The sequence below is a fragment of the Anabaena cylindrica UHCC 0172 genome, from assembly GCF_034931625.1.
GTDB lineage: Bacteria > Cyanobacteriota > Cyanobacteriia > Cyanobacteriales > Nostocaceae > Anabaena > Anabaena cylindrica_A.
In genome coordinates, this window is record NZ_JAYGGY010000060.1 from 1 (window position 1) to 13,105 (window position 13,105).

The 13,105-nt window shown below is 37.0% G+C and carries 12 protein-coding genes and 2 pseudogenes; 4 read left to right on the forward strand and 10 right to left on the reverse strand.

What is annotated here, in order from left to right; translation table 11 throughout:
- Positions 1-56: 56 nt before the first annotated feature.
- A pseudogene (locus tag VB713_RS13335) lies at positions 57-438 on the forward strand (ISNCY family transposase); the annotation flags it as partial.
- Between the two features lie 455 nt (positions 439-893).
- Here the strand turns inward: VB713_RS13335 and VB713_RS13340 are convergent.
- The gene (locus VB713_RS13340) at positions 894-1,505 is read right to left on the reverse strand and encodes a pentapeptide repeat-containing protein (RefSeq protein ID WP_323312010.1); all 612 of its coding nucleotides are present in this window, start codon (positions 1,503-1,505) and stop codon (positions 894-896) included.
- A 317-nt stretch (positions 1,506-1,822) separates the two neighbouring features.
- On the opposite strand from VB713_RS13340, the pseudogene VB713_RS13345 reads away from it, so the two are divergent.
- Positions 1,823-2,608 (forward strand): annotated as a pseudogene (locus VB713_RS13345) (IS982 family transposase); the annotation flags it as partial.
- A 257-nt stretch (positions 2,609-2,865) separates the two neighbouring features.
- Here the strand turns inward: VB713_RS13345 and VB713_RS13350 are convergent.
- From VB713_RS13350 to VB713_RS13390, 9 genes are all read right to left on the reverse strand, one after another.
- Positions 2,866-3,441, reverse strand: a complete 576-nt coding sequence (locus VB713_RS13350) for a hypothetical protein (RefSeq protein ID WP_323312012.1) — start codon at positions 3,439-3,441, stop codon at positions 2,866-2,868.
- Positions 3,442-4,183: 742 nt separating this feature from the next.
- Positions 4,184-4,432 carry a hypothetical protein gene (locus VB713_RS13355; protein ID WP_323312013.1) on the reverse strand — a complete coding sequence of 83 codons (249 nt, stop codon included), beginning with the start codon at positions 4,430-4,432 and terminating at the stop codon, positions 4,184-4,186.
- 776 nt (positions 4,433-5,208) lie between these two features.
- Entirely contained in the window at positions 5,209-5,988 is a 780-nt protein-coding gene (locus VB713_RS13360) for a hypothetical protein (protein WP_323312014.1), read from the reverse strand.
- Positions 5,963-9,412: a plasmid replication protein, CyRepA1 family gene (locus VB713_RS13365; RefSeq protein ID WP_323312015.1), complete on the reverse strand. Its 3,450-nt coding sequence runs from the start codon at positions 9,410-9,412 to the stop codon at positions 5,963-5,965. Before VB713_RS13365 ends, VB713_RS13360 begins: the two co-directional genes overlap by 26 nt.
- Positions 9,413-9,726: 314 nt before the next feature.
- Positions 9,727-9,882, reverse strand: a complete 156-nt coding sequence (locus VB713_RS13370) for a hypothetical protein (RefSeq protein ID WP_177176296.1) — start codon at positions 9,880-9,882, stop codon at positions 9,727-9,729.
- Positions 9,883-10,541: 659 nt separating this feature from the next.
- Positions 10,542-10,784, reverse strand: a complete 243-nt coding sequence (locus tag VB713_RS13375) for a hypothetical protein (protein WP_071192645.1) — start codon at positions 10,782-10,784, stop codon at positions 10,542-10,544.
- Positions 10,777-10,971, reverse strand: a complete 195-nt coding sequence (locus tag VB713_RS13380) for a hypothetical protein (protein WP_071192646.1) — start codon at positions 10,969-10,971, stop codon at positions 10,777-10,779. The genes VB713_RS13375 and VB713_RS13380 overlap by 8 nt, the downstream gene beginning before the upstream one ends.
- A gap of 42 nt (positions 10,972-11,013) precedes the next feature.
- The gene (locus VB713_RS13385) at positions 11,014-11,271 is read right to left on the reverse strand and encodes a hypothetical protein (protein WP_323312016.1); all 258 of its coding nucleotides are present in this window, start codon (positions 11,269-11,271) and stop codon (positions 11,014-11,016) included.
- Between the two features lie 25 nt (positions 11,272-11,296).
- Positions 11,297-11,485, reverse strand: a complete 189-nt coding sequence (locus VB713_RS13390) for a plasmid partition protein ParG (RefSeq protein WP_323312017.1) — start codon at positions 11,483-11,485, stop codon at positions 11,297-11,299.
- Positions 11,486-11,835: 350 nt separating this feature from the next.
- Here VB713_RS13390 and VB713_RS13395 point away from each other — a divergent pair, with 350 nt between their 5' ends.
- Positions 11,836-12,258: a hypothetical protein gene (locus tag VB713_RS13395; RefSeq protein WP_323312018.1), complete on the forward strand. Its 423-nt coding sequence runs from the start codon at positions 11,836-11,838 to the stop codon at positions 12,256-12,258.
- A gap of 3 nt (positions 12,259-12,261) precedes the next feature.
- Positions 12,262-13,105 (forward strand): hypothetical protein (locus tag VB713_RS13400; protein ID WP_323312019.1); only part of this gene is annotated, 844 nt, incomplete at its 3' end.

Genomic DNA, 13,105 nt, shown 5'->3' on the forward strand with positions numbered 1-13,105 from the left:
CCCCATATATCATATAAATCCCCTTGTCAATAGGGTTTGAGATGCGCTAACCCTGATTAAGAGATGAAGATTCAAGTCTCAAAGTTAATTGGTGCGAAGTGACTGTTATTAACGAGAAAACACAGAAAATTATCCACCAAAATAATTGGATAACTAATCATAATATCACTGAAAATAATGTTGAAGAAATTGTCAAAGCTGGGCGCAGCAGATGGAAAGTTGAGAATGAAGGCAATAACGTTCTGAAAAATCACGGTTATAATTTAGAGCATAACTTTGGTCATGGTAAAAATCATTTATGTGAGTTATTATTGTCTCTAAATTTACTAGCCTTTTTATTTCATACTGTTTTAGATTTAGTGAATTATACCTATCAAAAGATTCGTGAGTTATTAGTAACTCGGACTTCGTTCTTTAATGATATTCGTACCTTATTAAAATTTATTTGGTTTAAAGATTGGTCGGATTTTTTCTCATTTATTCTAAGAGAATATGTCCCATTCAAAAAAGTAAATTCTAGTTGAAAAATGTCAATATATTGAAAGAGGAGAAGAAAGTTATTTATCAATAAAAACTACAAATTTACTTAGAATTTCAGCTAGATTTATGAGTTGAAATCAATTTTTTATGTCTAGATTTTTAAAACCCTATCTATCTCTAGTACCCGATGATAACCATCTATCAAAAAATGATAATTTGATACAAGTTTTCTACTTAAATTAAGAGAATTTTATTTTATTTTTTTCAAAATGAGAATTGCTGTTGACTTACTCTCTAATTTGCCAGATGACATTGAACGAGATATTGAAAGGAAAGAGTATTCTGGTCCAACAACTGTCCAAGGATTTTTGATGCAACCGTCAGCGAACCTCTTAGCTGATGAAGCTAGATTGTCAAATTTCATACAGTTCATCACAATGGTCGTTCCTGACAATACCATCAGGCATAATCGTTTGGCAAAAGAAGCACCCATCAAGAATAGTACCTCTAAGGTTCGCTCCACTGAAATTAGCCCCCTCCAAATTGGCATCACTGAGGTCAGCCTCAGTCAAATCAGCCCCCCTGAAAACAGTATTAACAAGGACAGCTTCACCCAATTTCGCCTCTATCAAGACAGCGTTATCAAGACCAGCGCCTCGCAAATTCGCACTGCTCAGGTCAGCCCTACTCAAATCGGCTCCATCCAACCCAGACTCAATCAAACTAGCTTTTCTCAAATTAGCTCTGCTAAAATCAGCACCAATCAAATCAACCTCACACAAATTGGTTCTCTCAAGAATGGCTTCGACCAAGTTGACACCACCCATATTAGCGTTATCCAAAATGGCTCTACTCAAGTTGGCACCTTCCAAGTCAGTACCAACCAATTCAGCGCTATGCAAATTCGCTCCAACCAAGATAATGCCTCTCAAGTTGGCATCTCTCAACTCAATCCATTGCAAATTTACTCCACTGAAATCCCTTTCCCCAGCAGCATATCGTTGGAGCAACTCTTTAGCATCCATAACTCAAGTCCTGCATTAATTAACATATTCCAAGATAACTCACTCAACCTCTGGCAAACTCTTTTCACCTGAGTTCGATGTAAAAAAATCAGCTAGAAATGAGACTTCAAAAGGGTTAGAGGCTTGTAAGTAGAGAGACTATATTCTCAATAAATCCTAATTATTGAGAATAACTAGAAAACAGGGCTAGATTAAAGTAAATTTTTACAACAAAATCTAAAGTTATATTACGAATACTCTTTGAATACCAACTGAAAGTACCTCAGATTAGAAACAATAAGATAGGTATAATTCAAGAAAATTACTGATTATTACTCATGGAATTAGAAACTATTTTCTGTGAAATTGATGATTTTTGTAACTATTTTGAGCCAATATTTCAAGCTCAACTTATCCCATCTCAGATAAAAAAAAGAATTAGACCTAGCCAATTTTGTCTAAGTGAAATTATGACAATAATTGTGTATTTTCACCGCTCTAGTTACCGGAATTTTAAAGATTATTACGTGAAGCATATCTGCAAATATTGCCAAGGTGATTTTCCTAAGTTAGTGAGTTATCAAAGATTTATTGAATTAATGCCAAATTCTTTAATTCCGTTGATGTATTATCTAAACACACGAAAAGGACTCAACACAGGTATAAGTTTTATTGATAGTACATCTATTCCCATTTGTCATTCTAAAAGAGCCAAGACAAATAAAGTCTTTAAAAATTTAGCCGGCTGCGGTAAAAGTTCTATTTGTTGGTATTTTGGTTTTAAACTTCATTTGATTATTAATGATCAAGGAGAGTTACTTGCATTTCAAATTACTCCTGGAAATATAGATGACAGAAAACCTGTTCCCACTTTGACTAAGAAAATATTTGGTAAAATATTTGGAGACAAAGGATATATTTCTCAAAAACTCTGGCTTGAACTTTGGTCTAATGGACTCAAATTAATCACTCCTTTCAAGAAAAATATGCGGAATAAGCTATTGTCTCTTGAGGAGAAATTAATGCTCCGAAAACGGTCTTTAATTGAAACTGTTAATGATCAACTCAAGAATATTTCACAACTTGTTCATTCTCGACACCGAAGTGTTACTAATTTTATGGTTAAGGCTAGACTGTGCCGAAACGGGAGTTTTGTACGCTAAGAAAACCTGGAAAACCTGAAACTCTTAACTATCAATGGTTTCAGAAAGTGTAATCCAAATGAAATTTTTTGTATTTAAGTCCGATGGTCGTTAAAAAATTTCAAGAGAGTTGAACGCTAACAATCTTTAATGACAAGGCTTTGGGCGATTGCTCTGATTCCTTAGCGTACAAAACTCCCAATTTGGCACAGTCTAGCCCATTAGGGTTTTTTAACCTCCTAATCAAGTCTTTCTACTCTCCATCCTGATTGATTCCCTACCCTTCCAGATTTGACAAACCCAAAAGAACCACGGACAAACTGCTGTTCTCCTTCCTTGAGTTTGGGTTTACAACCAATCAAGTTTTCTACTTCGGTAGATGAAAGAATCCAGCCAGCTTTTGCTGCTTCCTCCAATGCCTTGAGATGTTGTAGAGGGTCAGATGGTTTGAGGTGACGAGCGATCGCTTCCACCAAAGCTATCAACTCACCTACTGCTGTCTCTGACTGTCCAGTGGTCAGACTGGACGTGTCTACCCTGTCCAGTGGACTAAAGGTAATATCTACTTGTCCAGTGGGTGTGTCCATCGTGTCCAGTAGACTGGGGGATAGAAAATCATCCATCTTCCCCCCATCTTTAATATGTTGGTGCAGCTGATCTAGTAGTTCTACATCAGTTGCATGAATGTAGGATTTATTACCTTGCTTGAAGGGTTTAATGTCCAGTGCTTCCAGTCGGTTATAAACGGCTTGCTTACCAATAGCGTATCTATCCTGTAGTGCAGATACAGGAAACGGATCTATTTCTACTACCATAATTAACTGTCCAGTGGACTAACTAGACGTGTCCAGTGGACAGTCTAGCATAAGAGTAAATAAGTCTAAATCACCAGCGAAAATTTTCTATTGCAGCGTTGCATTGCAGCAAGCATAATTCCTCAGAAGGGACTGAAAAATTTAATAATTTATTTGGTGGGGTAAAGTCTGTCCATAGACCAAAGATGAAGTTGATAAATCTAAACGTTTAGATTTAGACTTATCAATCTCGCACTCCCCACACATTACTTTAATAAAATATTAATTACCAATGCCTTCTGACACAGGGGGGATAGATAGGGGTTTAGGGATTTGACCCAAAACTACCCAGAAAAAAAATATTTTAATTTTTGGATTCAGTTGACATTTGTAATTCTGCGATAGCGTCTCGTAGAGAAGGCGATCGCTAAAAAGTCTCACCATAAAAAATATCACTCTACCCAAAAGCTGCTTTGGGAAGCTATCGCTGGGGGTGCAGTTTGGATAAACGCCACTATAACGCATGCACAAAACATGGCTTGCGTCTCACCGTGAATCAATTTTAGTACCTAATCTTGTATGATTAATTACGCAGTTAGGAATAACAGATAAATCCTTATTTAGTAAAGGTTTGATGGTTTTATAACAGTGATATACGCAAGATAAGAGCTAAATTTATCGTCCCCACTACGTGACCACCGCGTGACCACTTTTTACTCACTCGCCAATAATTTTTGGAATCAAAATAGCCTATAGAGTGTTGTTAACCAGCACTAACCATATCAATTGTCCATCTCATGCCCACTACGTGACCCTCGCGTGACCACTTTTGACCCAAACTAAAAATCAAGCAATTATACTTATTGAATGAATTATTACATACTACTCTTGTAGTAGAAAACCAGTGGGTGTTGAGACTGGATGTAGTGTGCAGGGTAGTAAACAAGCTGCTTACTTTTTTTAGTAACGAGAGAGAGCGATCGCTATTTCCCTTCTCTCGTTTTTTTGACATGATGACTATCCAAAAAAATTCTCAAAACCGTCGTCATCACACCCTTTTTAGAGGGATGAGTGCCACCATAACGTATACACAAAACATGGCTTGCGTCTCACCGTGAATCAGCTTCAGCACCTAATCTGGTATGATTAATAACAGCATTACTTAACATTCTTCAAATCATTGCCTAGTAAGGGTTTCAAGGTACTTTTCAGGTGCTAAAAAAGGTCAAATAATCTGTTGCCCAACTTTGCCCAATTTTGCCTACACTTGAGCAATGTTGGACACACATTTTCAATCTAAAACCTCAGTATAGTTGTTTTGTACTACCAAAAATGTCTGTAAATTGCCTACACTTGCCCAATTTTGCCCAAAATTTGACATGATTTTTAAAATAAGCAATTATACTTATTAATTTTATTTTGAAACCTACTTTTGTAGAAGGACAGAATTGGCTAGGATTGGCTAGGATTGGCTAGGATTGGCTACATCTGAAAAACGAGCAATTACACCTAGCATTTTGTATTTTACCCACTACTTTTGTAGTGTATAGCGATATCGCTGTACTGCTACTGAACAAGCAAGCTACACAGTCTCATAGAGAATGCAGGTGTAGACCATCACCCTTGGGCATTGGCACTCTCCAACAATTGCAACGTTGCAATACTCGGTTTTACTAGGGACGATTTTGTATAGTTCGTTTGCTTTAATCAAAGTCAAAATTTTTGAGAAAATTTTCTAGACTTAAACCACGCATTAAGTCAATCATCTCCTGACTGCGTAGCCCATGCTTAAGAGCATTCATTTTTGACCTTTCCTTTCCCTCTGGAGTTTTTGCCCCTGTGCTGTGTCGATACGGTTTCCATTTCTGGATCTGCTGTCGTTGACGTTCTCTGGCTTCTAAACTCCACCGGGGCATCGTTCCCTTCCTCCAATCGTTGTTTAAGTTGTTCCTGTTCTATTTGTAGCTGGTTTAGCTGTTGATTTACGTAGGTTTTAATGAATTGACTGGGTTTTTTGGGGTTTTTCAACTCATGCAGCAACGCGATACATTTACGCATCTCAGCTTGACATTTGAGGCTTAATTCTGCGAGTTCATTAGGAATATGAGGTAATGCTGTTAGCACTTCTGAGGAATCGTACCCAGCTAAAGCCTTATTCATGAAGTGCGTTGATAAGGTAGACAGCATAGCTATCTGACTGTGAAGGATAACTTCAATGCTGCTAAAGTCCCCATCTTTGGTTTTTTGGGCTTGTTCTAAAACTCCATCAGCGATAGCTTTTATGGCTGAAGCATCCAGTTGACATTTACCAACTTTAGCCATGACTTGAGTTTGAGCAAATCCTGGTGTAGCAAAGTGTTTTAAATGAGATTTATCCTCGCTGGTATTGACACCTGCATTTTTTAGTTTGCTAACTGAATCACGTTTCTGCTTTTCTGCCATGAGTTTTTCAAGCGAATCTGTTAATCCCATATAGTTTTTAAATTCGATTCTTACGGTAATTGCAGGTATCACGGATGTACCCCATAACCACACCCTAAAACTAACAAATAGAAATATAAGATTCATTCCAAATAAACCTATCCATCCCGTTCCAAAGGGTAACAGCAGCTTTATAAGTCCCGTTGGATAGTCTCTCAACCGTCCTAACCACACCCCCCACCCATTCCCCAACCCAAACAAAACAATTTTGTGGGGTGTTTGGAGGGTTTTCTGTGTCCGTCGTTATATCTATGTCCGGTTGATTAATTATCTTATTATTACTACTCGCGGACATTTGGTAACAAGATGATACATTTTCTGTTGGTGATTGGTAACAGATTGATACTTTTTCTGTGGACATTAGATCCCGTTCTAACCAACCCGCAAATATTTGATTACGCAAGTCGTCACCACCAATACAAACTATTTTGTAAACCCGTTCGCGTTTACCAGTTTCTTGGTTTATCACACCCCTACTCACTTCTGAGGTATCGTGTCCTATAAGTTTTAATACCCGTTTAAGTATGGTTATATCGCTTGTGTTGTTGGTAATTGTTATACCTAAATGATTTTTAGTTGCAAATGTATCAACTCGTAATTTATCGGCGATCGCTTTTACTTTTGGGTGTGAGTTAAATAATTCATCACCACTGGTAATTATTTCCTCAACCTCTAAATGTTCTAAAATTTTAACTTTAGATCCATACTGAGTTTTGTTAAAGTCGGGCTGATAAGCTGCTTTAGATTGTTTGATTTTTTCACCTGCTTTTTTATCCTTAGCAGTTACAAAATTACGCCCCAAAGTTAGATAATAATGCAGTAGAATTTTGCCATAAAATCCGTCATCATCTAGTGCTAACAATTCCTTAGTAACTTCTCCATATTGCTGTTTAGTCTTATACTTACGTTCTTTACGCCGTTCCTGCTGAGTTTTGTGCTTTTGATTTGATAACTTTTCATAATCAATATCCGTCATATTAGTAATATCTTCATTTTCAGTATCTTCTAATTCTTGATTGTAGTTAATATCTCTATTTTCCTTAATTTCTGTTTTAATGGTTTCATCATCCTCTTGGGCTGATTTATTATTAATAATATGCCCCTCACCTGCTAAATTCTGCAAGATAATATTACGGTAATCACTCTTAGCAGCATTCACTCGACAAGCTATTTTTGCATAGGTTGTAGTGAATATAGAGTAAGTTTCTAACTCTGTTTCATCAATACTCATTCCTGCTAAATTTAGTTGGTTGATATGTGCATTGAATTGTTTATGATTACTTGCTAATAATGATTTGATATTGCTTGAACCGTTCCCATATTGAGTTAGTCCACATTTTGCTATCCAAATATGACGGGGGATATTTTCTCTTACCCGTGCTAAAGATTGTCTGACTGAGTTTTCAGTCATAACACCTTGAAAACATCCCCACACACTTGTAAAATGTCCCTTAAAATCAATACTTACACCTGTAGAAACAGATGGTGATGTGATGACAATATCATAATCCTTAACAACATCATTGATTACTGAAATACAACCATAAGCAGGATGAGTAGGATCTGCTATGGTTTCACTGTCAATCCTTAATATTTTCTTACCTGGAAATAAGCTTGATAATTTAGCAGTCATTTTTCTAGAAAAATAAGTTTCTAAATTTTTAGTGCTATATTTCCCTTTTGTTTTTTGACTATCAACTGCTATATATACCCGTTCATCATTTTCTATAGCTTTGCATAAAGCAGCTATAAAATTAGTGGGATTACTTTCGTCGTAGTTGGTAATATACCATTGGTTCTCACTCCAATTATTAACAATAATATGGGGTGTTTGTTTGTAATTTAAAAAATGAATTATCGCAGTTTGAACATTATCAAATGATTGTTGTAAGTTGTTTTTCAACTTAATCTTATTTGCTATGTGTTCAATTTCATCATATCTAAGATAAATTCCCATGTATTCAGATAATTCTCTGATTAACTCCTGTTTTAGATAACTACTGTTAGCTGTTTGTCTGTTGTTAAATAATTCTTCAAACCCGGAGGGAATATCAGTTAATTTGATAGGTTTAATATTTCCCAATTCAGTTACAAAGTCAACAGCTACATTAGTTAAATCTGCATCTAAACCTATAATTAATCTGGCATTTTTTACTAAGATAGTTAGCTGATTAAATATCTCTGTTCTATGCTTTTTGACTTCTGTAGATGAGTTTAAAAGATGTTCTGTAACTTGTTCAATTTCATCAGCAACTACTACGCAGTTTTTAAAGCTATCTGCATTAAATCGCGCTTGACTGGTAGGATGTAGGCTGTCAGCACATAATCCATAACCTAGTAAATCACCTGTTTCTGAGTTTCTAATTTCTGTCACAAAAGGTAATCCTAACCGATTACAAATAGCTTCTCCTAGTTGTACTCTATGAGTAAGCACGATAACGGGTATTCCCAATTGGTTATACAAATCAACAATCTTTATTAATGATTCAGTTTTACCCGTTCCTTTTGGTGACTTAATAAACAAATATTTAATCAATTCTGGAATATCAATATCCCCTAAATATTTTTGATTTAGGTTAACAGCTACTTTGTAGGTTAAGCAGTTAAAGTTATAAACCAAAAATTGATTAAGAGTCAGGGAATTAGCAATAATTTTAATTACAGCATCCATACCATGCTTAACTAAAACGTCATCAATTCCCTTTTCTTTAAATTCCCATTTACAGACTTTAGTAGTGCATCCTTTCGATGACAATAAATAGCTGTATTGACAAATTGCGTTTTTAACATTTTCAACTGTTTTAGGCTTTTCATCATTGTCAAAACAGATATTAAAATGCCTACCTTCATTAGCAAAGTGTTCTAAATCGGGAATAAGGTAATTAGGGCCAGTTCTAACTTTAACTTTTTTCCCGTTCTCGAAAGTATAATAACCGTCGTATGTATACCCGTTATTGATTCCTGGTAAGCCTATGGCTACAATCCCACAGGTTAGTAAGGCGGCCGCCTTCTTAGCACCCTCAGTAATGGTGATGGGTATTTTGTGATCCTTAACCCACTCCCAAAATGATTGATATTTGTCAATTGGGATGTTATAGCGATCGCTAATTAGTACCCAAATGTGAGCAGGAACATCTGGGAGAAATGCACGGGTAGCAGTGCCGAGGGGATGTTCATATTTAATTAATTTATTTTTTTCATGGTCACGCCGGGGGAAATCGGGTTTAAAACATCCCCACTGCATTTTTGAGTAATTGTCTAGCGGGTCAACACCTGAACACCACCATCCACCTGCTAAGGTGTGAGCATATCGCTTAAATAGCTTACTTACTTCTGATGTGGCGTATTGGCTGCTATGGGGTGTTTGTTTCCCCTCTCCCAGGTTGCCTAAAGCATCTTCCAATAGATATTGGTGTGTGATGTCACCTTCTAGAGATTTGAAGTTTAGAGCGATAATGCCAGGGTCAATCCCACTATTTAGTAATTCTTCATTGTGAAGAGGTCTAATCATAGCCACACCTCCTGTAGTTGCAAGAGATATGGTGTCTCAATATTTTTGGTGAAGGTTACAAAAATACTGAGGAAATATGCTATTATTGGGCAATATGAAAATTCTTGGTATGAAGCTCTTGAAACATTTTTCAAGAGGTAGTGATCTAAAAGTGCAGGGTAGTTTAATATGGAAATATTAAACCCCCATGAAAATATCGTCATGGTAGTTGCTTAATTGATGTCCAGTCCTTTGCTTAGATAGTTTTCTCAGGACGTAGCTAAGTGAAAAAGACTGGGTGAATTTCTAGATAAAAACCAAAACTCCCAGGTTGCCTATGCAGCTTGGGAGTTTTGGTTTAAGTAGTCATGGATGAACTTACGTACCAGTTGATACGTAGTCGTCCCATCGGCTTGTGCCAGTTCCCTGAATTTTTTCTCATCAGTTGGGGTTAACCGAGTTCTTACTAGAATTTTGGGTTTTTCGGTCATATTAGTTTCTCGTAAGGTGATCCCAGTCTAACAGATAAAACTATAGTTGCGATCGCTCATTCCCAAAAAAAGTACATTTTTACTGGGTACTCTAGTTTTCCACAATTCCCCACGGTGAGTATCGAGATGTCAGGGGAATATAGGGGAATTCTGCCTGACATATACCAGAATGTAAAACGACGGTGTGCAATCTTGTTTGTCAACTACTTGAAAGCACTTGTCAAGCACTTCTTGTATGGCAAAAAAATGGCTCTAACTATCGTTATATAACGATAGTGTTAGTACAAAATAGATAATTGTATGGCAATTGGCACTAATAAAATTCTTCAATCTATGCCCATAGATTGAAAATAGGGTGTACGCTCGACACCGGATTTAGTGGGATTGACGGGACTAACTGGGATGACTAACTGGGATGACTAACTGGTAGCACCAAAGTCGAAATAAATGACCTGAGTGTTTAACCCATTTGTCGCAAAACTAATTACTTTATCACAACATGGCTAAATGTATAAGGTTGACTTCTTTAAAATTTACGGATTGACTTTTTACGGAAAAATCTCCCAACGACATTTTTAAAAACGCCGGGGGGATTGGTGCGATCGCCTCACCCAAGTATGCAAAAAGACCGCAAAACAACCGCAAACCCAATCGCACCTTTAATCAGTCACAGTCTTGACGGTAAAGCCTTTGCTACATTTTTGAATCAAAAACCATCTTTTTGACTCTTTATCTAATGCTGGCAAGATGCGGAAATTAAAAACATCTGCCCAATCTTCGATACCGTGGCTATTGGCAAACTCTACTTCTAGCTCTTTAAACCGTTCCCAATCACGGTCTGAAATAGCAGCAAACATGGGCATTACTGCACTTAGGGGGATTTGGGTTGCTGTTTCAGTCATAAGTAATATCCTCAAAAATACAAACTATCGGCAAAACACCCTCTTGAGTGTCAATTATTTCGATTAGTCGCCTACCTGTGTTTTTAGCAATTCGTTTGCAATATTCTTCAGATGCGGCTATAGACCAATCTCTTGTTTCCGTAATTGGGTCAAATTTACCCTTGGAACGTTTGATGTCATCTGTCATGTTTACTGTTGTAGGCGATAGCGAAGCTGACCGAAGGTATCGCTATTCATTCTTGCTACGCAAAAGCCGCAAAATCTCATTAATACTAGCTTCCAGATTTCTGATATCACCTTTAATTTGGCGGATATCGCCTTTAACCTCTCTCATGTCAGAACCTAAACCAGTTGCTAGGGTCAAGGTTGTAGCTATGGCAACCTGAGAAGTCCCTATAGTTCCGGCTTGTATTTTTAGATTACTTACATCGTGCGTAAGGTCATTAAGCCGTGTGTATATGTCATCAAATCGGGTGTCATTTGTCATATTTGTCTAATTGAGTGCGATCGCTCTAACTTGCCTTTGGATTTTGCACTTTTGTATTTTGTGCTGTTGAATTGGGATTTTGCTGTTCTAGCCAATTGAGTATCAGTTCTTCCATCACGCTATCCATAGTTCTATTTTGTAAGGCACAGGCAGATTTAAACCTTGCCCGCACTGTTTCAGTCACTCGACCTCTTACAAATACAGATTTTTCCATCTAAAAATATTGTTCATTAGTTTATTGGTTCATTTTATTGCTTATCCCCCTTAATCGTGAAAATAATTTTATGCACTTGTTCACTTTTGCTATTGTGAGTTATGATAGCACTATAGCCTAAAAGTTGTAAATGCCCTACAACCTTGTAAATCCTGTGAGTAAAGGATAGTGAAGCATTTTTACAGCTAACCAGGTAATACAGCTAACGCAAAAATACCTATAGTGCGACTAAATGCACTCCTAACACCCTTGCTTATACGCTATATGCGTAATACATAAATGTAGGATGTGTATTGCTTGCACTGCAAAATTGCAGATTACAGATAACAGATAACGCAACTATTAAAACTATGGAGAATGAACGGACTATCTATGAAACTGTGATGGGAAGTAGGGTTAATGATGTCCATTGGTGGCGAACTAAAAAAGCTATGGAAATAGCAGAATTACCCCTAACAAAATCAGGGTTTGAACTGTTTATAGCACTTCGCAAAACCTCACCCCGCTATTTCTCCCAATACCACAAAATCAAAGGTCAAGTATCAAAAGTTGAATCAAGTATTGGTGAAGGTTGTACGGGGGAACAGTTCATAAACCTACTGGAAAAATTAGGAATTGTACCAAATAAAGGAACTATCAGTAGATGGTTCAAAACAGCAGGGGGATTTAAAGCTAAATCATTCTATGCCAAACAGGTTTTAATTCCCATCTGTGCAGTAGCTCTAATCTATAAAGCAAAAGTTCAAGATTCTAAATTATCAAAGGTAGCCTAAATCATGTTAACCACAATAGCAAAACGTATCCAGTCCCGGTTAAGTCGTCAAGGTGTAAAGGTTGTACTGGGAGAAATAAAGGAACAGTGCGATCGCCTAATCCCCAATATTGAAAACCCCACAAAAAACGACATTCTAACAGTTGTAAATTATTTCATCAGTAACGCTACAAATTTAACAGTAATTAGCAAGGATGTAGAGGAATTGGAAACCAATAAAGCAGCACTAGAACAGGAGACTTTAACTAATAACAATTCTGAGGAATTAACACCGGAAACATCTATCTGTGTAGGTGGTGAAAACGGAAACATCTCAACATCTCCACAGACAGAACCGGAAACATTTACTAGTGAAGTAGACAGAAGTATACAACCTGTAGACAGTCATCAAGACGATATCTATACAACTGGTATAGACACGGTAGAGGGTGATAATTCTTACCCAATTACAGCTGATCAAGATACTGAAGAATCAGCCCTAACCACTGCCACCAAACCAGAATTAGTATCTACCACTGCTCAAAGTATGGGAATAGTCCTAGACGTTGGGGAGATTAGTTTAATAGCTGAAAACGTTGGACAATCGACTGATTCTTTAGATCAAGATATCGACGCTATCAAATCAGCAATCATGGCTTTTGTGAAGCATAAAGCAGCTATCAGCCAGCAAAAAATCAATAACATGATCAGCGAAGTGAGAGAAGTTGTTAGTACCAATAATACTCAAAATTCCCAACAATTAACAGATGGTTTAAGGCAGATTAACAGCGATATTCAGGAGGGGAATAAGCAGTTTAAAAGCAACGTCAGGACAGCACTTAAAGCCTTTGCAATACCAGCTATCAAAG

Bases quoted from the DNA above. Each gene is read 5' to 3' on its own strand.
- VB713_RS13340 (WP_323312010.1), bottom strand. From the start codon at position 1,505: ATGGATGCTAAAGAGTTGCTCCAACGATATGCTGCTGGGGAAAGGGAT.
- VB713_RS13350 (WP_323312012.1), bottom strand. From the start codon at position 3,441: ATGGTAGTAGAAATAGATCCGTTTCCTGTATCTGCACTACAGGATAGA.
- VB713_RS13355 (WP_323312013.1), bottom strand. From the start codon at position 4,432: ATGTCAAAAAAACGAGAGAAGGGAAATAGCGATCGCTCTCTCTCGTTA.
- VB713_RS13360 (WP_323312014.1), bottom strand. From the start codon at position 5,988: ATGAATCTTATATTTCTATTTGTTAGTTTTAGGGTGTGGTTATGGGGT.
- VB713_RS13365 (WP_323312015.1), bottom strand. From the start codon at position 9,412: ATGATTAGACCTCTTCACAATGAAGAATTACTAAATAGTGGGATTGAC.
- VB713_RS13370 (WP_177176296.1), bottom strand. From the start codon at position 9,882: ATGACCGAAAAACCCAAAATTCTAGTAAGAACTCGGTTAACCCCAACT.
- VB713_RS13375 (WP_071192645.1), bottom strand. From the start codon at position 10,784: ATGACTGAAACAGCAACCCAAATCCCCCTAAGTGCAGTAATGCCCATG.
- VB713_RS13380 (WP_071192646.1), bottom strand. From the start codon at position 10,971: ATGACAGATGACATCAAACGTTCCAAGGGTAAATTTGACCCAATTACG.
- VB713_RS13385 (WP_323312016.1), bottom strand. From the start codon at position 11,271: ATGACAAATGACACCCGATTTGATGACATATACACACGGCTTAATGAC.
- VB713_RS13390 (WP_323312017.1), bottom strand. From the start codon at position 11,485: ATGGAAAAATCTGTATTTGTAAGAGGTCGAGTGACTGAAACAGTGCGG.
- VB713_RS13395 (WP_323312018.1), top strand. From the start codon at position 11,836: ATGGAGAATGAACGGACTATCTATGAAACTGTGATGGGAAGTAGGGTT.